Here is a 25482-nt window from a genome sequence, read left to right as displayed (position 1 = left end):
ATGGCCCCGTTTCAGAACCTGATCGGCGGCCAATGGGTTGCCGGTGTCGATACCGCCCCGAACATCAACCCGTCCGATACTGGCGACATCATCGGCCATTACGCGCGCGGCGATGCATCCAGCGTCGATGCGGCGGTCGAGGCTGCTCGCGCCGCCTTTCCGGGCTGGGCCTGGGCAAGCCCGCAACTGCGCCATGACGTGCTGGAAGGGGCGGCGGCCCGCATCCTTGCCCGCAAGGACGAACTGGGCCGCCTGTTGTCACGCGAGGAAGGCAAAACCCTTGCCGAAGGCATCGGCGAGGTCACCCGCGCCGCACAGATCTTCCGCTTCTTCGCAGGCGAGGCACTCCGCCTGACCGGGGATGTGGTACAATCCGTCCGTCCGGGCGTCGAAGCTTTTGTCGAACGCGAACCCTTGGGTGTTGTCGGCCTTATCACACCGTGGAACTTCCCCATCGCGATCCCGGTCTGGAAGGCGGCACCCGCGCTGGCCTACGGTAACTGCGTGATCCTGAAACCGGCGGATCTGACACCCGGCTGCGCGTGGGAAATCGCCAGCATCCTCAAGGAGGCCGGCTGCCCGGACGGGGTGTTCAACCTTGTCATGGGGCGCGGCAGCAACGTGGGCGCGCGCATGGTCGAACATCCCGGTATCGACGCGATCAGCTTTACCGGATCGGTCGCCACGGGCTGCCGGATCGGGCTGCAATGCATGGAGGCAGGGAAAAAGGTCCAGATGGAAATGGGCGGCAAGAATCCGATGGTCGTGCTGGACGACGCCGATCTGGATGTCGCGGTGGGGGCCTGTGTGAATGGTGCTTTCTATTCCACCGGGCAACGCTGCACGGCCTCGTCCCGCCTGATCGTGACCGACCGCATCCACGATGCCTTTCTGGACAAGCTGACCGCCGCGACCACCGCCCTGCGCGTGGGCGATGCGCTGGACCCGGCCACCCAGATCGGCCCCGTGGTGGACCAAAGCCAGCTTGAGCAGAACCTGCGCTACGTCGAACTTGCGCGCGAAGAAGGCTGCGACGTGATCGGGGGCGAGTCGTTGGACGGGCAGGGCTACTTCCAGCGCCCCGCGATCTTTGCCGGGGCCACCAATGCCATGCGCTCCAGCCGCGAGGAAATCTTTGGCCCCTGCGCGAGCGTGATACGCGTCGCGGATTATGACGCGGCGCTGGCCACCGCCAATGACACGGACTTCGGCCTGTCGGCTGGCATCTGCACGACCTCGCTGAAACACGCCAGCCACTTCCGTCGCCATGCGCAGGCGGGGATGGTCATGGTCAATCTGCCCACGGCCGGCGTGGATTACCACGTGCCCTTCGGCGGGCGCAAAGGATCCAGCTACGGCCCCCGCGAACAGGGCAGCTATGCCCGTGAATTCTACACCCATGTCAAAACGAGCTATGTCGCCCCATGAGCAAATACACTGGAATATGGCCCGTCGCGCCGACGCCCTTTCTCGACGATGGCAGCATCGACACCGAAGGGATGCGCCGCGTCCTTGACTGCCTGATTGACCAGGGCGCGGATGGAATCTGCATCCTTGCCAATTTCTCGGAGCAGTTCCTGATCGCCGATGACGAACGCGCGATGCTGACACGCCTGTGCCTTGATCATGTAGCGGGCCGCGTGCCGGTGATCGTCACGATCAGCCATTTCGCCACGCAGATCGCGGTCGAACGCGCGCGCTATGCCAAGGATCTGGGCGCGGCGATGGTGATGATGATGCCGCCCTATCACGGCGCGGTTTTGAAGGGGAATCCCAAGCAGACCTTCGAGCAGTTTCAGGCCGTGGGCGAGGTGGGCATCCCCATCATGATACAGGATGCCCCCATGTCCGGCGTCGATCTGCCCGTGCCCTTGCTGGTCAAGATGGCGCGCGAGATCGAGATGGTGAAACTCTTCAAGATCGAGGTGCCGCAGGCCGCAAACAAGCTGCGCGCGCTGATTGCCGAAGGCGGTGACGCCATCGAAGGCCCGTTTGACGGCGAGGAAGCGATCACTCTGCTGGCCGATCTGGACGCAGGTGCCACCGGATCGATGACTTCGGGCATGATCGTCGATCAGATCAAGCCCGTGATCACCGACTACCATGCAGGCCGGATCGACGCGGCGGTCGCTGGCTATGCCCGCATCCTGCCTGCGGTGAACCATGAAAACCGCCAATGCGGTTGGCGGTCCTGCAAGGCCGCCATGGTGGAAGGCGGCGTGATCCGCTCGGAATACTGTCGCCATCCGATCGACCCCCTCCACCCCGAGATCCGCAGTCGGCTGATCAGCCTGCTGCGCCCTCTGGATCCTCTGGTCTTGCGCTGGGGGCATTGAACCGTCCGGCCCCGTACGGGGCCGGGCCTTTCCCTTTCACATGAAGTTAAGGCTCGAAAACCGACAGATGCGAATGCTAGACTGTTCTTCAGTGGCGACCGACCCGGACCGGCCCGAGGTGCAGCGCCCCGCGTCGCGAAGGACATTCAGCGTGCATAGCGGTTTTGACATGGCGACCCTGTCGCGCCTGCGCTTCAAGCAGCTTGCGCTGGTGGCCAGCCTGACCGAGACACGCAACCTGCATGCATCGGCCCGAGATCTGAACCTTTCTCAGCCCGGCGCCACCAAACTTCTGAAAGAGGTGGAGCGCACGCTGGGGGTCGAACTGTTCCACCGCGGCGTCAAGGGAATGGAGCCCACGTCTTTCGGTCTGGCCGTGGCCCGTCACGCTCGCACGATCCTGTCGGAAACCGCCCGATTGAAATCGCAGGTCGATGCCATGGCGCGCGGTGAATTGGGCACCGTCCGTCTGGGCGCGATCATGGAAGCCGTGCCCGATGTGCTGACCCGTATCTTTTCAACGGTCATGGCCGATGGCGCGGGACCTTTGGTAAACCTGACCGTTTCGACCTCGGACCACCTGATTGCCGCCATGAACGAAGGTCAACTTGATCTGGCCCTCGGGCGGCCGGTCGAACATCTGGATATGGGCAATATCCGGTTTGAACCTCTCTGGCTTGAGGAACTGTCCATCGTCGCCGCCGCGCACCATCCGTTGATAGGACAGGCCGATCTGTCTTTGCAAACCCTGCAAGGTTTCGAGTGGATCCTACAACCAAGGCCCAGCCCCATGAGAACGTCTATCGAGCTGGCCTTTGCCCGGGCGGGGCTGCCGCTGCCGGTGAACAGGCTGGAAACGGCGTCCATGCTGATGACGACAGTCATGATCAGCCGCAGTGCCTTTCTGGCGGTGTTGCCGCGGTCTGTCGCGCAGTTCTATATCGAAACCGGCATGATCGCCGAGATAGACGTTCCGCTGGAAGGCTTCATCGGTCGCTACGGGCTTTTGTTGCCCAACAAGGACGAACCCGATCCCGCGATCGAAGCGCTGGTGCGCCAGATCCATCTGGCCGCCTCTGGCGTGGTGTGACGGCGGGCTGGCCTCTTCTCAGGCGATCCGTTCAACAGCGCCCGTGTTCGACGATTCAAGTGGCAATACAATCGTGATCGTCGTGCCGTGACCGGGCTGGCTGACCAGATCAATCTCGCCATCCATCAACTCGACCAACCGCTTGACCATCGCCATGCCAAGACCCGTGCCACCGTATTTGCGTGCAATGCGTGGACCAGCCTGTTCGAATTCGTCAAATATGGCACCCTGCAAGGCCGCAGGGATCCCGATCCCGGTATCCGCAACCTCGATCTTCACATTGCCATAGCTGTCATGCGACAGCCTGATCCCGGCATGACCCTTCTCGGTGAACTTGACCGCATTGGCAAAAAGGTTGTCCAGAACCGACGCCAGCGCCATCCGGTCGACCAGATAGGTCAGTCCCGACAGATCTCCGCTGACCCATACATCGACCGACTTGAGCGCCGCAGCCGGGCGATGGCTGTCAACAATATCCTGCGCGATCCCGTGCAGATCACAGTCGTCCTGCGCGATCCGGAACGTGCCCGCATCCATCCGCGACAGATCCATCGTGTCATTCACGATATCCAGCAATCGCAGCGATGAGCGGTTCAAGAGGGCAACCAGATCCCCCGCCATGCCGGTCAGGTGCAACTTGTCCAGCAGACGGATCGAACCGACCATCCCCGTCAGAGGCGTCCGGATCTCGTGGCTGATATGGGTGACGAAACTGGACCTTGCCCCCGCAATCGCCCTGAGCTTGCGATTGGCCTTCTGCTCTTCGATCTGAAGGGTCTTCAGCGCGATCAGGTCGTCCACGCAAGCGGCCAGTTGCTCCATCGTCTCGATCTGGCTGTCGGTCCAGTCGCAGACCTCTGTCTTGATACAGCAGAGCGCGCCGATGGTTTGACCTGCCGTGGTGTGGATCGGCACACCGATATAGGAGCGCAGGCCATGTGCCTGCACCAAAGCATTCGCTGCGGTGCGCGGATCGTCCAGCAGGTCCTGAATCACGACCGTCTTGCCACTTTCCTGCACATGGCGACAGATCGACAGGTCCAACGGCACTTGCCGCGACTCGGCCAGATCATCGGGCAACCCCTCCCACGAGGAAATGAACTGACGTCCAAGATGTGGCTGCATCACGGACACCATGGCAACCGGGGCACCGATCACCGTCGTGACCAGCCGCGTGATGGCATCCAGTCGCAGATGCCTGTGTTCCGCGACAAGTCCCAACGATTCGTACGTGTTGATTTTTCCCAAGATTCTGGCTTCCGGCTAAAACCTCACCATTCCGCATACTTGGCCTTTGTCGCAGACCGAAGTCGCCTGGCCCCATGGTGACCTGTGTCGGGCTAAAGGAGTATCTACAATATCGCTAATGGCGGATACTAGGGCCGAACGTCCAATCATCGGTCGAACACGCCATTTTCCGCTCAATCATGAGGATAATCTGCCACGGTTCCCAAACAGACCGTCCGGCGTCTGTCCTTCGCCCGTTGGATGGCCTTTTCTGACCTTACCGCTGGGCAACCCTCATGCCTTGACCTGCTGTACGTCAGCAGCAGTCAGATGGCGCTCGATCTGCTCGAAAAGCAATTGCCGCTTCACCGGCTTGGCAATCACATCGACAAACCCGGCGGCCAGATGTTCGGCGATCTGATGCGGCATCAGATTGGCAGTGAAGGCAATGGCAGGTGGCAGATAGCGCCCCTCGCGCGCAGCGATCTCCGCCATTTGCCGCAAGGCTGCGGGGCCGTCGATCACCGGCATCGAAATATCCAGCAAAAGCATGTCGAAGGACCCGTCCTTGAAGGTCTCGACTGCCTGCTTCCCGTTGCGGGCCAGCACCAGAGAGACCCCCGTATCCTCCAGCATGGCCGCCAGCACATCAAGGTTCACTTCGTTGTCATCCGCGGCAAGGATGCGCCGACCGCTCAGGTCAAGCGTGGCGGCGGCCCGTGGTGCGAGGGTGGTGACGGCGCTTTCGCTCCGCGCTTCGGGCAGCGACAACGTCACCTTGATACGGGTGCCGCTCCCCATTTCGGACTGAAGGCTCAATGTCCCGCCCATCATGCCCGTCAGGCTTCGCACGATGGACATGCCCAGACCGGTGCCGCCGAACCGCCGGGTCATCGACCCATCGGCTTGCACGAATTCATCAAAAACTCTTTCCTGCTGCGCCTGAGTCATGCCGATACCTGTATCGACCACCTCGATCTGCACATCATCGCCGCGCAGCACGCTGATCCAGACCGTGACCTTGCCCTTGTCGGTGAACTTGATCGCATTGCTGACAAGGTTGTGCAGGATCTGCGTCACCCGATGCGGATCACCCATGCGGGGCAGGCTGGCGCGGCTGTCGGTAAAGACCTCAAGCCTCAAACCCTTGTCCTGCGCCTTGAGGCGATGCAGCGCCTCGATCCGCAATGCCACCTCGTCCAGCCGGAACGGGATGACCTCCAGTTCCAGCTTGTCAGCCTCGATCTTGGACAGATCCAGAATATCGTTCAGGATCGCCATCAGGGACTCGCCGCTGCTGCGGATCACACCGATCATCTGCTTCTGCGCAGGTTCCTCAAGCGACCGCTCAAGGATCTCGGCCATCCCCAGAATGCCGTTCATCGGCGTGCGGATCTCATGGCTCATATTGGCAAGGAACATCGACTTGACGCGATTGGCCTGTTCGGCCTCAACCACGGCGGCATGGATACTGGTGACATCCGCTCCCGCCCCGCGATACCCCGCGAACTGCCCCTCGGCGTCCAGGATCGGCGTGCCGCTGATCATCAGCCACAGATCACGCCCGTCCTTGGCACGGAAGCCGTAGCTGAATTCGCTGAACGGTTCGTGGTTTCTGATCCGCTCCTCCAGCCACGCCCAATCGGTGCCACTCAGAACATTGGACCATGTCGCGCGGAATTCGGCGCGGGTCTTGCCCAGAAGGTCATCCGGACTGAACCCCGTAACCGAGGCAAAGCCGCTCGACAGATGCGTGAAGCGCAGATCGGCATCCTGCTCCCAGACCCATGACCGGCTGATCTCGGTCACTTCCAAGAAATGCGCGTTGATCTGTTCCTGCCGCTCCAGCGCCTCCCGCAACTGGTGCTCGGTCGTCTGCTGTCTGGCGCGCGCCTCTTCCAGCGCGGTCATCTGATCGCTCAGCGCTGCGTTGGACGATTGCAGATCGGCGATGTTGCGCTGCCGCTCCTCGATCAGGCGCCCCATCAGAACGCTTGGCAGCAACAGCAGCAATCCGGCCGCCAGCATGACCCCGCGCAGGATGGGCGTGCTGGGCGGGACAGTGTTCCAGCCTTCAACCGGCACCGCTGAAATCCGCCAACTGCCGCTGGGCAGCAGCACCGACAATGTCACCGGGTCTTCGTCCATGATGGATGGATCGCCAAAGAAGACATCTCCTCGCCCGACAAGACCGTCACGCCCCGACAGGGCGATCCGCATCGTCAGATCCGGGTTCAGCAAACCCGCCTCGCGATACAGCGACTGTTCGTCCAGCACAGCCGAGACGATACCCCAGAAACGTGGCTCTTCCCCCGGGCTGGGGACGAAAACCGGGAAACGCCCGACAAATCCCGTGCCGCCCTGCACCAGATCGACAGGCCCGGCCAGCACCAGCTCGCCAGTGTCCCGCGCACGGATCGCAGCATCCCGCTGCACGTCGTTGGCAAGGTAATCCAGTCCGATGGCAGCCTCGTTCCCCGCGACCGGATAGACCATCCGGATCACCATATCGGGTGCCGCAGCCACATTCCGCACCACCGTATCGCTGCCGATCAGGCCGGCGGCGATGCTGGCAAAACGGTCCTGCTGCATATCGGGCTCAGTGATCAAGGTCGCGATCAGGCCACGCACCAGCTGCACATCGGCATTGACTGTGCCTTCAAGCTGCGTGCGCAGAACGGTCAGATCCTGAAGCAGGTCGATCCGCAACTCCTGTGCATGAAACATCCTGTTGCGGATTTCAGCAGCGACCCACAGGCCGGTGATCACCAGCAACGCCAGAATGACTGCAAGATTCGTGGGACGCATCAGGGCACGCCATCTGTCCGGAGCAGGCTGCCGGTCCGTGTCGGGCCGTTCGGTCATACGTTCTTCCTAGAGGCGCGGCGGTTGAGGGGTCAAAACGGAACCGATGGGAAGCACGCGAAATACATGCAGCCGATGCTAATGGCCACAGGTCAGGAAAGCGATAGAAGATTGCGCGGCATACCCGCATTTCTGCACCGGATGATGCAAAACAAGGCAAGGACACCTGCTACGCGCCCTTGCCTGTGATGGCTCAGCTGTCCTCACCCTGCGGGGCTTCCCCGTCAGCGTCCCTCGCTTCATCCGGCGCGTTGCGCGCCTCGGCATCGCTCAGCGCCGCAAGGGTGAACTCCATCTCAAGGGAATAGCGCCCCGCGCTTTCCTCACGCCGCAACTCGCCCCCGATCTGCTGGGCGAAAGCCTCCAGCAGTTGCGATCCAAGCCCTGTCGGCTCGTCCAGATCTCCGGCCAGTTCGGCTTCGGGTGAGGGCGTCTTGCCCATGCTGTTGACGATGCTCAGAATGGCGCGCGTGTCCGATATGCTTTTCAGGCGCACGTCCAGATAGGGCAGGGTATCTCCGTCCTGTCCGGCATACTTCATCGCATTTGTCAGCGCTTCGGTCAGAAACAGGGAAAGCGGCACCGCCTGATCCGGGGTCAGGCGAACAGGTTCGAAATCTTGCTCGATGGTCATGCGGCGACCCGGTCCCGTGGCCATGTTGACCAACTGCCGCAGGATATCCGACAAAAGCTCATCCGCCCGGATATCGGTCAATCCACTGGTCTGATACAATCCTCGGTGAATCGTGGCCAGACTCATCACCCGGTCACGGACCCCCTTCATCAGCCATTTGGCCTCAGGCGACCGGGCTTGCCGTATCTGCATGTTCAGGATCGAGGCGATCAATTGAAGGTTGTTCTTCACCCGGTGATGCACCTCGCGCAGCAGAACCTCTTTCTGGTGAACGGCATCCTCAAGTTCAGCCTCGTCATGCAGCACCGTATGGGTCATCTGCATGAACGCATCCGACAGCTGTCGCAGTTCCAGTGGCGCCCCCGAAACGTCGATGGGCCGCACCGCCCTGTCGCCGCCCGCAAAGGCCCCGATGGCGCCGCGCAACCGGTAGACATGGCGCGTCACCAGCTGACCTGCCGCCAGCCAGCCCACGATCAGGCTGGCCGTCCACATCAGGGCAGGAAACATCGCCGCAGGCAGGGCGTCCAGCGCCTGTATCCGGTTCCCCTCGCTGGGCCATGTGCCAAGCGCGTAAAGGTTCTCTTCGATCAGCGGCACGACGGAATAGGTCCGTTCCAGCCCGTAATTCGACCGCCCGGTAAAGGCCAGCGGTCGTGCCCCGACCAAAGCCTTGAGGGCGCGGTTGCGCGGCAGCAACTGGTTCACACCGTCCATGCCTTGCGACGAAGTCAACACCTCGCCATTGGCATTGAAAGTCAGGATCGCCGCGCCTTGTCCTTCGGGCATGGGAAGCGGCAGGTTGTCGGGGGGAAAGCTGGAATTCTCGTTCAGCGACATATGCGGCAGCACGATCGACACGACAGCCAAGACGGTATCGGCCGCATCGATCCGCGTGGCGGGGCGGGTAATCGGATGGCTGATGACGATGGCCGATCCCGTGCCAAGCAACCCCTCGCTGTCCAGAACCACATCCGGCTCGCCGTTTTGCATCAGCTTTTCAAACAGGGCGGTGCCGTCCAGATTGTCGACCGTGACGCTGGGCGGGCAGATCACACGCCCGTCCGCCCCGATGATCACAGCATCGGCCTCTTGCGCCAGTTGCGCCTGCACCAGTGGCAGGATCCGGGTACACCTGTCCAGAGGGTTCTCGCCGTTGGCCAGATCCGGCAGCGTGTCGGGGATATCCCAGACCTCGCCCGCGATGGCTGCGGCCATGCCCTGTGCCCGCTGGATCAGGCGCAGTTCGGACTGCACGATCATCAAGGTATCGCCCATCAGAGCGGCTTCGGATCTGGCCCGCGCCTCCTTCAGCAGGGTGATGGATTGCAGGACCGCGATCAAACCCACCGGCAGAAGCGCCATCGACAACAGCAGCGCCAGTCGCACGCCAAGCCGCGCCGGCAGGCGTTTCAGCCGAACAAGCGCAGTGCTCATGCGGCCTGCGTGCCCGATTTGGACATGACCGCCGCCGTCGAACCGTCGATTCCGTCCAGCATATGCTCTCCCACCTCCATGCCAAGCAGCGCGCAAAGCCGCGCCCTCGCGCGGCTGGCGCGGCTTTTCACGGTGCCCTCGGCAATACCGATCATCTCTGCCGCCTCGTGGGTCGAGAAGCCCGAGGCACCGACAAGCAGCAGAACCTCGCGATGCTCGTCCGACAGTTTGGCAAAGGCGACGCGGAAATCTGTCATCGCCAGTTTGCTGTCATGGGCGGGCTTTTCATACAGCCCCGCCGCGTGAATCCCCTCGGGGTCCGGCTGCTCGCGCTTGTGCTTGCGCCGATAGGAATAAAAGGTGTTGCGCAGGATCGTGAACAGCCAGGCGCGCATATTGGTGCCGGGCTTGAAGCTTTCGATATTGGTCCAGGCCTTGACGATCGTGTCCTGCACCATGTCATCGGCCAGCGCCACATTGCCTGTCAGGCTGATCGCAAAGGCGCGCAGCGCAGGCAGATGTGTGGGCAGCGCATCACGTGGGTCAGTGGTGTCAGCGATCACATCTTGCGGCGTGGTGGCTGTCATTGACTGCCCTCCTGTTGACGCAGGCGATTCAGAAGATCCTTGAACCGATCAGGCACATCCTCTTCAAGCACGGACTCGTAGACCCGCTTCAGGTTTTCGTCGATCTGATGGTTCAGACCCTGCTTCCTGCGTTTCCCGGTCTGCTCGTCCTGCGTCATCCGCGCCCCCATGCCTTGCACCGCCTGTTTTTTGCATCCTACAGGGAACCGAACGCGTCAACAGGCGTTTGGTTCCCGACAAAACTGTAGACCGAGGGAAAAACATGTCATCAGACACCATGTCCGATCTTGCCGATCTTGTCGCGGCAAGCCTGCCCTACCTGCGCCGCTATGCCCGCGCCCTGACCGGAAGCCAGGAAACCGGCGACCGTTATGCTGCGGCCACGCTTGAGGCGATCCTTGCAGAGCGCAGTTTCATTGGCGAGATGTCCTCTCCCAAAGTGGCCTTGTTCCGGGCCTTTCACGTGGTCTGGTCCAGCGCCGGTGCCCCGTTGGGCGAGGCGGATGACAATCTGTCGGCCCGCGCGCAGCATCATATGGCGCATCTGACCGCCAACACCCGCGAGGCGCTGTTGCTGCACTCCATCGAAGGTTTCACGACAGCCGAGGTTGCCGCCATCATGAAGATCACCACGGAAGAGGCGCATGACCTGATCGACATCGCCCATGCCGAGATGCGGTCCTCGATTGCCGGCCGCGTCATGATCATCGAGGATGAGCCGATCATCGCAGTCGATTTGCGGGCCATCGTCACCGACATGGGGCACGAGGTTACTGGAATCGCCCGCACCCGGACCGAGGCCGTTGCCCTGGCCAAGCAAACGCCGCCCGATCTGGTGCTGGCGGATATTCAGTTGGCCGACAAATCCTCGGGGATTGATGCGGTGCATGATATCCTGACCGCGCTGGGCGACCGCCCGGTGATTTTCATCACGGCCTTCCCCGAACGTCTCCTGACGGGCGCGCGCCCGGAACCAGCCTTCCTGATCACCAAACCCTATGACGAGGATCAGGTTCGCTCGGCAGTCAGTCAGGCCATGTTCTTCGCCTCGACAGCCACGCTGACCGCGTGACGGTGTTACAGGGCCACAACCATGTGACCTTTCCAGACGACCCTGAAATTGCCAAAGCAGCGCCCCGCGACGGTCGGGCGCTGCTTTTCGTTTCTGTCCGGTCGCAGGCGCTCGTTCTCATTTCCGGCCCATCGACCGAAAAAGACAAATTTCCCGCCTATCACGCCTATGTGAGCGATGCGTTCCGCCAGAAAAGGGAACTGTCCGGGCGGATGGGATGTTGTTCTTTCATAGCGTCGCGGACATACCGTGATGCCCCAAAATGAAGGAGACGACAATGTTTCTGAAATCTGGAGTTCTTGTTCCAACCCTTGCCTCTCTGACGCTTGGTTTGGCCCTGAGTGGGCCTGTCCTGGCCGCAGATGACCGTGGCGTTGCCAATCTGAGCGTCGATGTCGAGCCGGAATCTGCCCAAGGCGCGGCTGCGGCCAACCGGATCACGATCGTGGATGAGGATATCGAAGCTGCGATCACCCGTCGGATCGAAGAACGTCTGGCCGCTGCTGGCATCAACGTGTCCGTCGATCTGGAGCGCATCGAAGTGGCCACCGGCTACGATGCCCTGATGGGGACCGACCAGTCGGTCATCGCGGGCCGGGTTGATCTGCGTGACGTGCGTGAAGTGCCCGTGCACAAAAGCTTCGACGTGACGGCGACGGCTGCGCAGGTCAATGCGCCCTCCATGGACCCTGACTTGACGGTGCTGCCCGCCAGCAGCTCGCAGTTTTACGACGCGATGGTCGAGGCCTTTGCCCTAGGCGTGACCCAGACGATCGACGAATTGCCGATGCCGCCGCGACTTCCCTGATCGCGCATCGCAACACGATATGCGCACCACCGCGACCTGAGGTCCGCCCTTTCACGGGCGGGCCCTTCCTTTTACCGCTCGGGCATAATTTTTTTGGCGCTTGTCGCAATTTTCCGATGTTTCAGGGGGAACCCTTTCAGGGGTCAGGTGTTGTGTAGATGACGGCACAGAGGGTGCCGAGATCGAAGTGAAAAGGAGACCGACATGCTGGGATGGGCCCTTACGTTTCTGGTGATCGCATTGATTGCCGCCCTCTTTGGCTTTGGCGGCGTCGCCTCAGCCTCTGCCGGGATCGCTCAGATCCTGTTCTTCGTCTTCATCGTGCTCTTTGTGATCGCGATGCTGGCGCGTGCCCTGCGCGGCAGACCGCCGATGTAACGGCGCGTCGGGATGTCGGGCGCGTCACCGTCCCTCGGTTGTGTCCGGCATCCCGTTCCGCAGATTCGAAACTTTTTGATCACGTCACGGCACCGTTTTGAGGGTGCCGTATTACCCTGAATGGAGGCCGATATGGCACAACCCGAAACCAAAGCTGCTGCTGACGATCTGTCGAAACAACTGGAAACCCTGCGCGCTGATGTCGCCAGCCTGACCGAGGCGATCGGCAATCTGACCCGCGCCGAGGCCCGCGAAGCGGCCGACGGCGCAAGGCGTGTAGTGCGCAAAGCCCGTGACGGGGTCGAGCACGAGTATGAAAAACTGCAGCATCAGGCCGTCGAAGCCGTCGATCACGCCGATGCGCTGATCCGCGAAAAGCCCGCCATGGCGATGGGTATCGCCGCAGGCGTCGGATTGCTGGTCGGTCTGATGATGTCGCGGAGATCGTGATGTTCGATCCGGCTGCACAGCTTGAAGCGGCCGTGACGGCGCGTGCCCGAAAGGGCGCGCGCCGCGCCGGTTTGCTGATCCTCAGCGGATTGCTGCTGGCCACCGGCGCAGGATTTCTGACGGTGGCGATCTGGATCGTGGCCTCGACCGCATGGTCGCCCCAGGCCGCCGCGCTCATGCTGGGTGTCATCTATCTGGGCCTCGGCGGAATTGTCATCGCGATCGCCTCCACACCGCAACGGGATCAAAGCCACGTGACCGATCAAACTGCGGCCCATGGCGTCAAATCCGGGACAGCAAATCCTTATCCTCCACTGGCCGAAGCCTTCGTTTTCGGTCTGGACACTGCCTTGCGCCTGCGTCGCGGGCGGGACCGCTGATCCGGTCCGCCGATGAACAGATCCACCGATCTGCCGGTCTTCCCCCGCGCAGCCACCTCGGCTTTGGTCATCATGGCCAGCCTGATGATCCTCAGCACCCTGCAAGAGGTGCGCAGCTTCGCCATTCCCACGGTTCTCGCGCTGCTGGCGGCCATCGCTCTGGAACCCATCGCCCGCCACGCCGACAAGATGCATATTCCCCGCAGCCTGTCCGCCGCGGTGATCGTCATCACCTCCATCGCGGCGATCAGTGCGTTGGTCTATTATGTCCTGCCCACCGCTGAAGAATGGAACCGCCGCGCCCCGGACGTTCTGCGCAAGCTGGATGATCTGATGCGAAACGCCATCAGCGGATTGACCGACGCCATTCAAGGCCCCCGCTTCGACAGCGACGGCGAGGAAGTCGACCCGATCGAGCAACTGACCAGTTCCAGCGGCTCCCTGCTGGCCGGTCTTGCCCTGACTGTCCCGATGGTCATCGGCGGCGCGATCTATGCCGCGATCCTCACATTCTTCATGCTGCGCGAGAGGGCGCTTCTGGCCAGATGGATCATGCTGCTGGGAGCATCGCAGCGCCGCCGCCGCGCGCTGGGCAGGGCGATCCGCGATATCCAGAGCAATGTCTCGTCCTATCTGCTGGCGATCACGATCATCAATACCGGTCTTGGTCTGGTCGCCACCTTCATGTTCTGGCTCTTCGGCCTGCCGAACCCGTTCCTCTGGGGGCTGCTGATGGGGGTGCTGAACTTCATGCCCTATATCGGTCCGGCCATCATGGCCGTTATCATTTTCGGTGTCGGCATCGTCAGCTTTCCGCGACCCGAGATGGCCTTTCTGCCCGTCCTCTCCCTGCTTGTCCTGAATACGGTCGAGGGCCAGTTCGTGACGCCGATGCTGGTGGGCCGCCAGATGCGCCAGTCGGCCATGACGATCTTCATGGCGATCACCTTCGGGGCTTGGCTTTGGGGGCCGGCCGGGGCACTTCTGGCTACGCCGGTGCTGCTCGTGGCTTCGGCCTTTACCCGCCGCTGGAAGTTCCCGCGCCGGCAGGCGGGCCGGGTGCCACCACCTGTTCAGCCCGCGCTCAACCGCTCCAGATAGATCCGCACGGCCTCCTGGACATGACGGAAACGGTCGCCGCCCAGGTGCTTGCCGCCATACCAGCGCGTCACGACGACCAGATGGTCATGGACGCCCTCGCGTTCCAGCATCCGCAGGATCACCAGCCCGGCACCGGCTTCTCCATCGTCGGTCTTGATCGCCTGTTCCGCTGTCAGCAGTGCCCAGCTGTGATGCGTCGCGCGGGCGAATTTCTTGCGCGCCCGCAACGCCTTGATCAACGCCTTGGCCTCGGCCTCCGACGTGCAGGGCGCACCCGAGACAGCATAGCGCGACCCGCGATCACTGATGATGTTCTCAAGCACAAGCATGACGCAGGGCTACAGCCGCGCAGTCGTCTGGGCAAGTCGTCCTCTGCGCTCAGGCCGCGCCGGACAGTTTCGGGCCACGTGGCGGATAGGCGGGCTGAACAGGCAGGTCGAAATGGCGCGCCTCGATCTTCATGTCGGCCAGAGTATAGTCGTCAAAGGTTGTCAGGAAATTGTCCAGCGCCTTGTTCAGCACCATCGGCAAACGACAAGCCTGTATGATCCGGCAGGCATTGCCCGGCAGAAAGCACTCGACCATGCCGAAATCCGGCTCGGTCACCCGGATCAGTTCCCCAAGATTGATGTCCTCTGCGCGACGCGCCAGCCTGTAACCGCCGGTGCGCCCGCGCACCCCTTCCAGATAGCCGGTCTGCGTCAGCAAAAGCACGACCTTCTTCAGGTGGGCCCGCGATATATCAAAGACCTTGGCGGTCTCCTCGATCGTCGCCAGCTTGTCTCCCTCAAGGCTGGCTGCATAAAGCAGAACCCGCAAGGAATAATCGGTGAACTTCGTCAGGCGCATCACTATCTCCTGTTTGCGCCATCCTCTGCGCCGCGCGACATTTGGCAAGCGAAACCAGCAGCGACAGTTTGTCTTTGCGCCATTGACACGACCGGCACGCGGCGGAAGATGCGCCCCTGCCACAGAATTGAAAAAGCAGGACAGCCCATGACACCCGATCAGGACCGTATCACCGCCGTCGCACAGGCGCAGCCGCCCTTTGCCGTGACACTGGGCCTGCGCGTGACCCACGCCACGCCGGACCGGGTGGAGGCGGAACTGCCTGTGACCGGGGCGCTGGCCAACCGCAACAACACGCTGCATGGCGGGGCCTTCATGGCGCTGGCCGACAATCTGGGCGGCACGGCCACTTTCCTGAACCTGAAAGAGGGCGAGGGGACCAGCACCATTGAAAGCAAGACCAACTTCTTCCGCCCCGTCGCCATCGGCGATACGGCCCGCGCGGTGACCGTGCCACTGCACAAAGGCCGCTCGACGATGGTCTGGCAAACCACGATCACCACGGGCGAGGGGAAGTTGGCCGCCATCGTGACCCAGACCCAGATGATCCTGCGCCCCTGATCCGGGGTCAGCCGGCCATCGCCTGCGGCACCAGCCACGGCCCGCGCGCAGGCACGGCATTGACCCGGACCGCGCAGCCATAGGCGCGGCTCAGATGCGCATCGGTCAGAACCGTGTCCGCTGCTCCCTGGGCCAGCATCCGCCCGTCCAGCAGCAAGGCGATGTGATCGGCAAACATGGCCGACAGGTTCAGGTCGTGCATCACGGCCACCACCCCGCCGCCCGCATCGGCATAGGCGCGGGCCAGGGTCATGACGGTCAACTGATGCCCGATATCAAGTGCGGCCACCGGCTCATCCAGAAACAGCCAGCGTGGCCCCTGATGGGTCACGGGCTCCCAGACCTGCACCAGCACGCGGGCCAGATGCACCCGCGCCTGTTCGCCCCCCGACAGGGTCTGCACATCGCGCGGGCCATATCCCGACAGCCCCACCTTCTCCAGCGCGCGGCCTGGCAAGTTGTCACCTTCCGTCTGCACGCCTGAGGTCAGGCCAAGGCGCACCACCTCATCCACCGTGAAGGGAAAGGCCAGTTGCGTCGATTGTGCCAGAACGGCCCGGATCGCTGCCATGCGACGCGCCGGCGTCTCGCTCACCTCATGACCGTTCAGCCGTGCTGTCCCCGCATAGCTCAGGTCGCCCGTCAACGCGCGCAGCAGCGTAGTCTTGCCCGACCCGTTCGGCCCCACGATGGCGGTGACCGTGCCGGGGGCGGCGGTCAGGTTGATCCCGTGCAGGATCGGACGACCCGACAGGCAAGCCGACAGCGACGATACCTCCAGCATCACAGCCCCCCCAATCCGCGCCGCTTCAACAGGATCCACAGGAACACCGGCGCGCCGACGGTGGCAGTGATGATCCCGATGGGCAGCTCCGCCGGGCTGACGATCACCCGCGCGATCATGTCGGCGCCCACCAGCAGGCTTGCCCCCAGCAGCGCCGCATTGGGCAAGAGGTAGCGGTGATCCGGCCCCGTCGCTAGACGCAGCAGATGCGGCACCACGATCCCGATGAACCCGATGCCCCCCGCCACAGCCACGGCCGCCCCGGCCGCCGCCGCGACCCCCAGGATCGCCAGACGTTTCACCGTCTCGACGTGAATACCCAGATGCGTCGCCTGCGCCTCACCCAGGGCCAGCGCGTTCAGCCCCCGCGCCAGCAAGGGCGACAGCAGCAGCACCGGCAGGATCAGCGGCAGGCTTGCCCCCAGCTTGGGCCAGCTTGCCCCCGCCAGCGATCCCATGTTCCAGAAGGTCAGGTCGCGCAACTGCGTGTCATCGGCCAGATAGACCAGAATACCCGTCAACGCCCCGGCCAGCGCCCCCAACGCGATCCCGGCCAGAAGCATCGTCGCGACAGAGGTTTGCCCGCCCTTGGTCGCAACCCGGTAGAGCAACAGGGTCGAGGCCCAGCCACCCAGAAACGCTGCCACCGGCACCAGATGCGTCCCCACTAGCGCGGCCAATCCCACGGGCAGAAGTCCGCCCAGAACGATGGCCAGCACCGCCCCCAGACCCGCGCCCGCGCCCACGCCGACGATCCCCGGATCGGCCAGCGGATTGCGGAACAGCCCCTGCATCAGCGCACCCGACATCGCCAGCGCCGCACCGATCAACAGACCCATCGCCAGACGTGGCAAGCGGATATCCATCAGGATCACTTGGTCACGCTGCGACAGCCCCTCGCCGCTGATCAGGTCGCGTGCCATGCCGAACAGGGACAGCCCCGCCGCCCCGGTGCCCAGTGACAGAACCGACACGACGATCAGCAGCACCACCAGCGCGCGCGAGGTCAGTGCCGCCCGCGCCGCGCGGTCACGCGGGGCAGGGGCTTCTCTTTCCAACGACAGGGCAACCATGCCTCAACCTTCCGCCTGATAAAGCGCGTCGTAAAGCGCCGTGGCCGCTTCAGGCGTGCGCGGACCAAAACCCAGCAGCAGCATCCCGTTCATCCGCACGATCCGCCCCTTTTCGGCGGCAGGCGTCAGACCCAGCGCAGGATGCGCCTGCACATCCTCGGCCGTGATCGACAGATCACCTTCGCGGTCCATCATCAGGATCAGGTCAGGGGCGGCGGCGATCACCGCCTCATCCGTCATCTGCTTGTATCCCTGAAACCCGGTCGCGGCATTGACGCCCCCGGCAAGCGTGATGATTCCTTCGGCCGACGATCCCTCGCCCCCCGCCATCACGCGCCCGCCTTGCAGCGACAAAACGAACAGCACCCGTTGCCGGTCCGTCACAGTATCGGCCCGCGCCTGTGCCGCATCCAGCCCGGCGGCTACCTCTGCTTTCAGCGCGGCCCCCTCGGCAGGCAGGCGCAGCGCCATGGCCACGGCATCGATCTTGTCCAGCACCCCCTGCGGGGTCGGATCATCGGGCATGGTCACGAATTCCACCCCCGCCGCTTCCAGCACGGCGATGGCTTCCGCAGGCCCGGCCCCTTGCTCGGACAGGATCAGATCGGGGGCCACCGACAGCACCCCCTCGGGCGACAGCGCGCGGACATAGCCCACATCGGGCAGGTCCATCACCGACGCCGGATAGGTCGAGGTCGAATCCCGCGCGATCAACTGATCCCCGGCCCCCAGCGCCACGGCGATCTCGGTCACCGCGCCGCCCAGCGTCACGACGCGCGGCGCATCCACGGCCTGCGCACGCGGTGCCAGCGGCAGCGCCATCAGCCCCACCGCCAGCAATCCGGCCCCCAGCCCCAGATGCAGCGTTGTCACGGTCAACCTCATGCCATCACCTCTTCGCGTTCGGGCAGGCTGGCGCACAACGCGTCCCAAGCCGCCGGGTCCACATCCTTGCGATACCCGAAGATCTGCAAGATCAATGCGCCCTCCGCATCAAACGCCTCGATGCTGACAGCATCCCCTGTCTTGGTCGGTTTGGTCACGCACCACACCTCGGCGATATGGTCGGCCCGCAAATGCAGGTTGAAGCGCGGGTCCATCACGTTGATCCACGGACCCATCGGCACGATCTTTTCGATCCGGCCACCATGGATCTGGATACAGCCCGCATTGCCCACAAAGATCATCACCGGAATCGCATGATCCGCCGCCCCGCGCAGGGCCAGCGTCACCGCCTCAGCCGTCAGCGCGCGAACATGCGGGGCACCGGCCACGCGATAGGCGCCCAACCGGTTCATCTTCAGTTTCCGCACCAGTTTAAGGAATTGATGCGTGTCGGTCATCCTGTCCCATTCAGCACGCAGCACATCGGCGCGGGACGCATCGGCACGTGCCCCCTCGACCAAAGCGCGCGGCCCCAATGACAGGCTGTCCGCCTGCGCCTCCAGCCGCAGATCGGCCACCATCCGGTCGAACACAGCCACATCCGAGGCCGGTTTCAGATGCACCTTGTGCACCGCATCCCCCGCCGCATCGAACACCTGAATGCTGCGCTTGATGCCATCCTCACCCGCCTCCTGCACGGCAAACGCATGTACCCAGTGTGACGGAAAGATCCGCAGATCGATCTCGGACCCCAGCACCATCTGCGCGTGGGGGCCTGCGTGATAAACCTCATAGGTGCCGATGCGTTCATGCACGCAAGACGCGTTGCGCGTCAGCGCCATCACATCGCCCATCTGGGCGATCCACGGCATCAACCCGTCTGGCGTGGCGTCGATTGCGGTCGCCCAGTGGCCCACATGGGCGGCGACCAGATCGGCTTCGGCAAGCCCGTGCATCTGCGCGAAATCGCGGGCGCGGGCTGTGGAGTTTTCGGCGCGCAGGGCGCGAATCTGATCTGGATGAAGCAAAGCGTGGTCGGCCATGACGGCGATCCTTTCATATTGCGGAAGGGCGCGGATCTGGCGGGCCGAAGGGCTTGGCTGGAGCGCAGGAGGCGTCAAACATATCTCCCGGATATACTTGACAGTTACAGTCGGAATATCTAGAAGCCTTTTTCTGACAGTTCAAGTCAGATATTTCTGCCGCCAGCCAAAGCGTGACCGCAGGCCAGCTTCCCCGCAGACAACAACACCAAGGGACGCTCATGCCTGCTTACATCCTCGCCCCCAAGGGGCGCCTTCTGCTTTCCGTCACCCTTGCCGCGCTGGCCACCACACCCGCCGTGGCGCAAGAGGCCGCAACGGGTGGCTTCACCCCGCTGGGCCGCCTGATTCTGGGCGCGGGTGCCGAAAAAGTCGCCATCGACACGCCACAAGCCGTGACTTCCGTCGAACAGGAGGATCTGGACCGCGACCAGCCCGCCACTGTGACCGAGCTGTTCAAATCTGTTCCCGGTGTGCAGGGCGCGGGTGCCTCGGCACGTCCGGCAGGACAGGCCTTCAACATCCGTGGTATCGGTAACAGCGAACAGACCGCCTCAGAGGCGCGGATCATCGTCAACGTGGATGGTGCCCCCAAGTTCTTTGAACAATACCGGATGGGCTCGTTCTTCGGTGATCTGGAACTTTACAAGCGTGTCGAGGTGCTGCGCGGTCCGGCCTCCTCCACCCTCTATGGCACCGGGGCCATCGGCGGTGTGATCAACTTCACCACCAAGGATGCCAGCGACTTTCTGGAACCCGGCGACACGCAGGCCCTCCGTTTCAAGACCGGCTATGACAGCAACGGCGAAGGTCTTCGCGCGGGTGTGATCTTTGCCAGCCGTCCGTCGGAAAATGTCGAACTCCTTGGGGCCATCAACACCGCCACAAGCGACGATGTCGAGGACGGGTCCGGCGCTACGCTGCCCGGCACCGCCTATGAACGCTGGTCAGGTCTGGCCAAGGGCACCTACCGCTTCGGCAATGACAGCGATCAGTCGATGACCCTGATGCTGTCGCGCACCGACACGCGTCTGGATGACACTGTCGTGGCCCAGACCGGCGGCGCGGCGGTGGCAGGCTTCGGCACAAACGACACCCGCGCCATCGACGATACTGCAACCCTGACATGGCGTCACGAAGCCTCGGCCAACCCGCTGGTAGACCTGACCATCGGCCTGTCCGTCACGGATACGCAGGTCCGGAAGGACGATTTTTCGCTGGGCATGATGTGCGCACCCGGAACATTCCAGGTGCTCTGCGACAGCGAATTCGGCTATCGCACCACCAGCCTGAAGATCGAGAATACCGCCGACCTCTCCAGCGGCGCGTGGCAGAACGTCCTGACGCTTGGTCTGCAACTCTCCGAGCAGAAACGCTCCGCGACGTCGATCCTTGGTCCGCTTGGCTTCCATCCCGAAGGCACCGATCAGAAACTGGGCCTCTACGCGCAGGGCGAACTGGTCTGGAATGACCGCCTGACCCTGATCCCCGGAATTCGCGTCGATTTCGGGGAACTGACCCCCAGCGATGCGGCAAGCGCCGCAGGCGCGCGCAAGCAGTCTGAAACCACGGTCTCGCCCAAGCTGGCGGCCATGTACAAGTTCAACGACAGCTGGGCGGTTTTCGGCTCTCTGGCCCGGACCGAACGGATGCCCACGCTGGATGAGCTTTTCTCGACCGAGGCCGCAGGCCGCTTGCCACAGCGTCTGCCCAGCCTGAATCTGGACAAGGAAAGTGCTGACACGATCGAACTGGGCTTCACCTTCCAGCGCTTTGACCTGCTGTCCGAAGGCGATAGTTTCCAGATCAAGGCCACGGCATTCCATAACGACATCTCAAACCTGATCGCGGTCACACCGCGGGTGACGGGTGGTCCGGCTGTGCCCTATTTCTCGAATATCAACGCAGCGGAAATCTGGGGCGCTGAACTGGAAGCCAGCTATGATGCCGAGCGCTGGTTTGCGCAGCTTGCCTATTCGCAGGTCCGCAGCGAGGATCGCAGCACCGGACTGACGCTGGCCGATACGCCAGCCGAAAATGCCGTGCTGACGTTGGGTGCGAAACTGCCCGAGCAAAACCTGACGATCGGCTGGCGCGCCTCGTACTTCGACGAGATCACCACGTCATCCGCCACGACCTCTGCACCCGCCTATGACACCCATGACATCTTCGCCACATGGTCACCGGATCGCGGCGCATTGCAGGGGCTGGAGGTCAATCTTGCAATAGACAACGTTTTTGATGCCACTTACCGCAATAATCTTGCGCTGGATAACGCGCCCGGCCGCACGATCAGCCTCACTCTCGCCAAAACCTTCTAGGGAGAAACCGATGCGCGCATCCGCATTTCCCCTCATGATGGCTGCCAGTCTGGCAGGGGCACCGCTCCACGCGGAAGCGCCATCCCTTATGCTGGAAATGAACGCGGTGACGGAACAGGACAGCGGATGCCGCGTCACCTTCGTCGCCACGAATAAGCTGGCGGCGGATGTCTCGGCCCTCGTGGTCGAAGCGGTGATCTTCACGCCCGAGGGGCTGGTGGATCGCCTCGCACTGCTGGATTTTCAGACCCTGCCGCAGACGCGCCCCCGGGTGCGGCAGTTCGATCTGCCCGGTCTGGCCTGTGACCGGATCGGGCAGGTCCTGATCAACGCGGTCGGCTCCTGCTCGGGCGCGGGGCTGGCGCCTGCGGCCTGCGCCGATGCCATGACGGTATCAAGCCGTATCGAAACCATCACAATCTCGGGGTGATCTGATGCATGATCTGGCCGTCAGGCTGAATGACTTCATCGAACTGGGCGGCTGGGTCGTGGCCGTGCTGCTGGGTCTGTCGGTTCTGGCCGGGGCCGTGATCCTGTGGAAAGTCGCGCATCTGCGGATGCTGGGCCTTGGCCGCGCATCGCGGCTTCAGGCGGCGCTTGTGCCACTGTCCCAAGGGCAGAGCGCTGCCGCCCGGGACGCATTGGCGCAAACGGATGATCCGCTGTCCCGTCTGGCGCTGCGGGCACTGGCGTCATCCGCCCCGCCCGCCACCCTGCGCGACCGCCTGCATGCCGAGGCCGAGGCCGAATTGGCCCGCGCCGAAAGCGGCCTGCGCTTTCTGGATGCGGTGGCCCAGGTCGCGCCGCTGCTGGGTCTGTTCGGCACGGTGCTGGGGATGATCGAGGCGTTTCAGGCGCTGCAAGGGGCAGGGGCCTCGGTCGATCCCTCGCTGCTGGCAGGCGGCATCTGGGTCGCGCTGATGACCACCGCTGTGGGACTGGCCATCGCCATGCCGGTGTCGCTGATCCTCACCGCCTTCGAGGCGCGGATTGCCGCTCACCGCCGTCTGGCCGACACCATGGTCGAAACCCTCTGTGGTCCCGCGCTGCCGCAACCCGCGCTGCCCGATCCGGTTGCGCGCGCGGACCGTCGCGCAGCGCCAGTCTGACCATGGCCGCGCGCGCCCCCTTCCGCCGCCGCACATTGTCGCTGACCTCGCTCATCGACGTGATCTTTCTGCTGCTGTTGTTCTTCATGCTGACCACAACCTTCACCCGCACCGCCGAACTGCCGCTCATGGCAGGCGGCGGCGGCACAGGCACGGCGCAAACCGCGCCCATCTTCCTGCGTCTCGCCCCGGAGGAGGTGACAGTGAACGGTCAAGGCGCACCGCTGGACAGAGTGACGGATCGCATCACCGGATTGGGACAAAAGGACCCGCAGGTCCTGATCAGCCTTGCTCCCGGCGTGACGGCACAGCGTCTGGCCGATCTTCTGGCCCATCTGCGCCGCCAACCGGGGCTGCGCGTGCAGGTGCTGGGCTGATGCCGCGCCGCCACCCATATCAGCGCCGCCGCGCCGATCCGACGATCACCTTGATCAACGTGGTCTTCCTGATGCTGATGTTCTTTCTGGTCGCAGGCACCATCGCCGCGCCCCCGCCCGCAGATCTGCGGCTGGTGCAACTGGCACAGGCCGACCCAGTGGTCCCGCCCGACGTCCTGACGATGACCGCCGCAGGCACCGTGATCTGGCAAGGCGCGCCCGCCGATCCCGCCGCCTATGTCGCGTCGCTGCCGCCCGAGACGCAGGGCGTCGCCCGCATCATGCCTGACCGTGATGCCCCCGCCGCCGCCCTGATCACGCTGGCCAGCACCCTGCGCGCCGCCGGCGCGACCGAGTTGCGCATCGTTGCAGAGAGGAGCATACCATGACCCGTTTGCGCCAGTTCACCGTTGCAACCCTTGCCCTGACCCTCTCCGGTGGGCTGCATGCCGCCGGTTTCATCGGATTGACCCCTCAGACCGATGTCGCCCTGCAAGGCGGCGCCGCAGACTCCCTGCCAACATTGGGCGACAGTTTCGCCGATATGGCGCAGGGTGCCGCCTTTGCCGCCCCGCCGCCCGACACGGCAAGGCCCGAACCCACGGCCAGAACGATCCCCGCAGTCAGGCAAACCGCGCCTGTCCCTCCGGTTCAGGCATCCCCCGTGCCAGTGGCCGAAACAATTCCTTCCGTGAAGGACCCGCAGATGGCGGCGCTAACGCCAGTTGCAACGCCCCACGCCGCAACGCCCGTCACCCCGAACGGGACCATAGCCCCCGCACCGGAAAGCGACACCGCCGCCCCCGATCAATCCCTGCGCCCGCAATCCCGCCCGGATCGGCCCGCAACGCAGGTGGCCGCGCACCGCGCCACAGCCGAACCGGCACCGCGCCGGCAAACCCGCGCCACGCCGCAGCCGCAGGGCAATGCCGACCGCAACGCCACCCGCGGCACTGCCACCGGACAGGAAACCGCCAAAGCCGCAACCGCCCCATCCCGCCAAGCGACCGCACAGGGCGATGGCGGGGCCGCTGCCAGCGCCAGCTACGGTCGCGCCGTGCTGACCCAGATCAGCCGCACCCGCAAGGCCCGCGCCCCGGCACGGGGACGCACCGTCGTGGCCTTCTCGATCTCGGACGCTGGCGCGCTGGCGTCCGTCAAGGTGCTGCAAAGCTCCGGCTCGACCGATCTGGATCAGGTGGCAGTGGACCATATCCGCCGCGCAGCACCCTTTCCCAAGCCACCGTCCGGCGCGCGCCGCCAATTCTCGTTCGAGTTTGTTGGACGTAGCTGACCGGGAAAACTGGCACTGTCCTTCCGGGGCGCGCAAAGGCTAGCCTGTTCCAAAGCATCAGCGCAAAGGGCCAAAGCATGACCGATCATTTGAACGCTCTGGGCCAGCCGATTGGCGCACCCCTGACGATCACCCTGCCACGCCCGCGCCCGCCACGCACCGCGATGCAGGGGCAATGGTGCGACGTGGTGCCACTCGATCCAGAGGCTCATGCCAGCGCCCTTTTCCACGCCTATTCCGCCGATTCCGAAGGCCGCATCTGGACCTATCTGCCCGCCGGCCCCTTTGCCGATCTGGCCGCTTACCGCGCATGGATGGACGCGACCTGCCTGACCGATGATCCGCTTTTCCACACGATCCTTGTGAACGGCACACCCTTGGGGGTCGCCAGCCTGATGCGGATCGACCCGGCCCATGGCGTGATCGAGGTGGGCAATATCAACTTCTCCCCCGCCCTGTCCCAGACCCGCGCCGCGACCGAAGCGATGTTTCTGCTCATGTCCCGCGCCTTCGACGAACTGGGCTATCGCCGCTATGAATGGAAATGTGACGCGCTGAACGAACCGTCGCGTCGCGCGGCGCTGCGGCTGGGTTTCACCTATGAAGGCACCTTCCGGCAAGCCATCACCTACAAGGGACGCAACCGGGACACGGCGTGGTTTTCCATCATCGACAGCGAATGGTCCCGCCTGCGCGCGGGATTCGCGGCTTGGCTCGATCCGGCAAACTTTGATGCGGACGGCCAACAGCGCCACAGGTTGCACCAGGGCTGACAGGCCGAATGCCGGAAATTCAGGCGGATAAGGGTTAATCCGGGCCTC

General features: G+C 63.6%; 28 protein-coding genes. 17 read left to right on the top strand and 11 right to left on the bottom strand.

What is annotated here, in order from left to right; genetic code table 11:
• The 3 genes from PVW27_RS00390 to PVW27_RS00380 all read left to right on the top strand — a co-directional run bounded on the left by PVW27_RS00390 (position 1) and on the right by PVW27_RS00380 (position 3426).
• A complete protein-coding gene (locus PVW27_RS00390) occupies positions 1–1428 on the top strand; it encodes an aldehyde dehydrogenase family protein (protein WP_274554511.1) in 1428 nt (475 codons plus the stop codon).
• Complete coding sequence (locus tag PVW27_RS00385) at positions 1425–2336, top strand: dihydrodipicolinate synthase family protein (protein ID WP_274554510.1); 912 nt, start codon at positions 1425–1427, stop codon at positions 2334–2336. The genes PVW27_RS00390 and PVW27_RS00385 overlap by 4 nt, the downstream gene beginning before the upstream one ends.
• A gap of 151 nt (positions 2337–2487) precedes the next feature.
• Positions 2488–3426 (top strand): LysR family transcriptional regulator, encoded by a 939-nt coding sequence (locus PVW27_RS00380; RefSeq protein ID WP_274554509.1) that lies wholly within the window; start codon positions 2488–2490, stop codon positions 3424–3426.
• A gap of 18 nt (positions 3427–3444) precedes the next feature.
• On the opposite strand, the gene PVW27_RS00375 is transcribed toward PVW27_RS00380, so the two are convergent.
• The 5 genes from PVW27_RS00375 to PVW27_RS00355 all read right to left on the bottom strand — a co-directional run bounded on the left by PVW27_RS00375 (position 3445) and on the right by PVW27_RS00355 (position 10346).
• Positions 3445–4674, bottom strand: coding sequence for a GAF domain-containing sensor histidine kinase (locus tag PVW27_RS00375; RefSeq protein WP_274554508.1), 1230 nt, complete (start codon positions 4672–4674; stop codon positions 3445–3447).
• 273 nt (positions 4675–4947) lie between these two features.
• A complete protein-coding gene (locus PVW27_RS00370) occupies positions 4948–7518 on the bottom strand; it encodes an ATP-binding protein (protein WP_274554507.1) in 2571 nt (856 codons plus the stop codon).
• Positions 7519–7711: 193 nt separating this feature from the next.
• The gene (locus PVW27_RS00365; protein WP_274554506.1) at positions 7712–9589 is read right to left on the bottom strand and encodes a sensor histidine kinase; all 1878 of its coding nucleotides are present in this window, start codon (positions 9587–9589) and stop codon (positions 7712–7714) included.
• Positions 9586–10176, bottom strand: coding sequence for an RNA polymerase sigma factor (locus tag PVW27_RS00360; protein WP_274554505.1), 591 nt, complete (start codon positions 10174–10176; stop codon positions 9586–9588). The genes PVW27_RS00365 and PVW27_RS00360 overlap by 4 nt, the downstream gene beginning before the upstream one ends.
• Positions 10173–10346, bottom strand: a complete 174-nt coding sequence (locus PVW27_RS00355; protein ID WP_274554504.1) for a NepR family anti-sigma factor — start codon at positions 10344–10346, stop codon at positions 10173–10175. The genes PVW27_RS00360 and PVW27_RS00355 overlap by 4 nt, the downstream gene beginning before the upstream one ends.
• Before the next feature lie 92 nt (positions 10347–10438).
• On the opposite strand from PVW27_RS00355, the gene PVW27_RS00350 reads away from it, so the two are divergent.
• From PVW27_RS00350 to PVW27_RS00325, 6 genes are all read left to right on the top strand, one after another.
• The gene (locus PVW27_RS00350; RefSeq protein ID WP_274554503.1) at positions 10439–11248 is read left to right on the top strand and encodes a response regulator; all 810 of its coding nucleotides are present in this window, start codon (positions 10439–10441) and stop codon (positions 11246–11248) included.
• Between the two features lie 277 nt (positions 11249–11525).
• Positions 11526–12056 (top strand): hypothetical protein, encoded by a 531-nt coding sequence (locus PVW27_RS00345; protein WP_274554502.1) that lies wholly within the window; start codon positions 11526–11528, stop codon positions 12054–12056.
• 204 nt (positions 12057–12260) lie between these two features.
• A complete protein-coding gene (locus PVW27_RS00340) occupies positions 12261–12434 on the top strand; it encodes a DUF1328 domain-containing protein (RefSeq protein ID WP_274554501.1) in 174 nt (57 codons plus the stop codon).
• Positions 12435–12566: 132 nt separating this feature from the next.
• Complete coding sequence (locus PVW27_RS00335; RefSeq protein WP_274554500.1) at positions 12567–12884, top strand: DUF883 family protein; 318 nt, start codon at positions 12567–12569, stop codon at positions 12882–12884.
• Entirely contained in the window at positions 12884–13264 is a 381-nt protein-coding gene (locus tag PVW27_RS00330) for a phage holin family protein (protein WP_274554499.1), read from the top strand. The genes PVW27_RS00335 and PVW27_RS00330 overlap by 1 nt, the downstream gene beginning before the upstream one ends.
• Before the next feature lie 12 nt (positions 13265–13276).
• Positions 13277–14365 (top strand): AI-2E family transporter, encoded by a 1089-nt coding sequence (locus PVW27_RS00325; RefSeq protein WP_274554498.1) that lies wholly within the window; start codon positions 13277–13279, stop codon positions 14363–14365.
• Here the strand turns inward: PVW27_RS00325 and PVW27_RS00320 are convergent.
• Positions 14338–14694, bottom strand: a complete 357-nt coding sequence (locus PVW27_RS00320) for a YigZ family protein (protein WP_274554497.1) — start codon at positions 14692–14694, stop codon at positions 14338–14340. The two genes, PVW27_RS00325 and PVW27_RS00320, sit on opposite strands and share 28 nt — an antisense overlap.
• Positions 14695–14743: 49 nt before the next feature.
• Positions 14744–15214 carry an RrF2 family transcriptional regulator gene (locus PVW27_RS00315; RefSeq protein ID WP_274554496.1) on the bottom strand — a complete coding sequence of 157 codons (471 nt, stop codon included), beginning with the start codon at positions 15212–15214 and terminating at the stop codon, positions 14744–14746.
• 147 nt (positions 15215–15361) lie between these two features.
• Here PVW27_RS00315 and PVW27_RS00310 point away from each other — a divergent pair, with 147 nt between their 5' ends.
• The gene (locus PVW27_RS00310; protein ID WP_274554495.1) at positions 15362–15775 is read left to right on the top strand and encodes a PaaI family thioesterase; all 414 of its coding nucleotides are present in this window, start codon (positions 15362–15364) and stop codon (positions 15773–15775) included.
• Between the two features lie 7 nt (positions 15776–15782).
• On the opposite strand, the gene PVW27_RS00305 is transcribed toward PVW27_RS00310, so the two are convergent.
• The 4 genes from PVW27_RS00305 to PVW27_RS00290 are packed head-to-tail and all read right to left on the bottom strand — an operon-like array spanning position 15783 to position 19560.
• Positions 15783–16559 carry a heme ABC transporter ATP-binding protein gene (locus tag PVW27_RS00305; protein WP_274554494.1) on the bottom strand — a complete coding sequence of 259 codons (777 nt, stop codon included), beginning with the start codon at positions 16557–16559 and terminating at the stop codon, positions 15783–15785.
• The gene (locus PVW27_RS00300) at positions 16559–17632 is read right to left on the bottom strand and encodes a FecCD family ABC transporter permease (RefSeq protein WP_274554493.1); all 1074 of its coding nucleotides are present in this window, start codon (positions 17630–17632) and stop codon (positions 16559–16561) included. The genes PVW27_RS00305 and PVW27_RS00300 overlap by 1 nt, the downstream gene beginning before the upstream one ends.
• A gap of 3 nt (positions 17633–17635) precedes the next feature.
• On the bottom strand, positions 17636–18517 hold the full coding sequence (locus PVW27_RS00295; RefSeq protein WP_274554492.1) for a heme/hemin ABC transporter substrate-binding protein: 882 nt from the start codon (positions 18515–18517) through the stop codon (positions 17636–17638).
• Positions 18514–19560: a hemin-degrading factor gene (locus PVW27_RS00290; protein ID WP_274554491.1), complete on the bottom strand. Its 1047-nt coding sequence runs from the start codon at positions 19558–19560 to the stop codon at positions 18514–18516. The genes PVW27_RS00295 and PVW27_RS00290 overlap by 4 nt, the downstream gene beginning before the upstream one ends.
• Positions 19561–19781: 221 nt before the next feature.
• Here PVW27_RS00290 and PVW27_RS00285 point away from each other — a divergent pair, with 221 nt between their 5' ends.
• From PVW27_RS00285 to PVW27_RS00255, 7 genes are all read left to right on the top strand, one after another.
• Complete coding sequence (locus PVW27_RS00285) at positions 19782–21881, top strand: TonB-dependent receptor domain-containing protein (RefSeq protein ID WP_274554490.1); 2100 nt, start codon at positions 19782–19784, stop codon at positions 21879–21881.
• Positions 21882–21891: 10 nt separating this feature from the next.
• Positions 21892–22311: a hypothetical protein gene (locus PVW27_RS00280; RefSeq protein WP_274554489.1), complete on the top strand. Its 420-nt coding sequence runs from the start codon at positions 21892–21894 to the stop codon at positions 22309–22311.
• Positions 22312–22315: 4 nt separating this feature from the next.
• Positions 22316–22990, top strand: a complete 675-nt coding sequence (locus tag PVW27_RS00275; RefSeq protein WP_274554488.1) for a MotA/TolQ/ExbB proton channel family protein — start codon at positions 22316–22318, stop codon at positions 22988–22990.
• A gap of 2 nt (positions 22991–22992) precedes the next feature.
• Complete coding sequence (locus PVW27_RS00270) at positions 22993–23367, top strand: biopolymer transporter ExbD (RefSeq protein WP_274554487.1); 375 nt, start codon at positions 22993–22995, stop codon at positions 23365–23367.
• Positions 23367–23756 (top strand): ExbD/TolR family protein, encoded by a 390-nt coding sequence (locus tag PVW27_RS00265; RefSeq protein ID WP_274554486.1) that lies wholly within the window; start codon positions 23367–23369, stop codon positions 23754–23756. Before PVW27_RS00270 ends, PVW27_RS00265 begins: the two co-directional genes overlap by 1 nt.
• A complete protein-coding gene (locus PVW27_RS00260) occupies positions 23753–24661 on the top strand; it encodes a TonB family protein (RefSeq protein WP_274554485.1) in 909 nt (302 codons plus the stop codon). The genes PVW27_RS00265 and PVW27_RS00260 overlap by 4 nt, the downstream gene beginning before the upstream one ends.
• Before the next feature lie 77 nt (positions 24662–24738).
• The gene (locus tag PVW27_RS00255; protein ID WP_274554484.1) at positions 24739–25434 is read left to right on the top strand and encodes a GNAT family N-acetyltransferase; all 696 of its coding nucleotides are present in this window, start codon (positions 24739–24741) and stop codon (positions 25432–25434) included.
• Positions 25435–25482: the final 48 nt, after the last annotated feature.

It is taken from the genome of Seohaeicola sp. 4SK31 (genome assembly GCF_028802875.1).
GTDB lineage: Bacteria > Pseudomonadota > Alphaproteobacteria > Rhodobacterales > Rhodobacteraceae > Seohaeicola.
The sequence above is the reverse complement of the archived record's forward strand: the minus strand, read 5'-3'. Positions and strand labels throughout refer to the sequence as shown.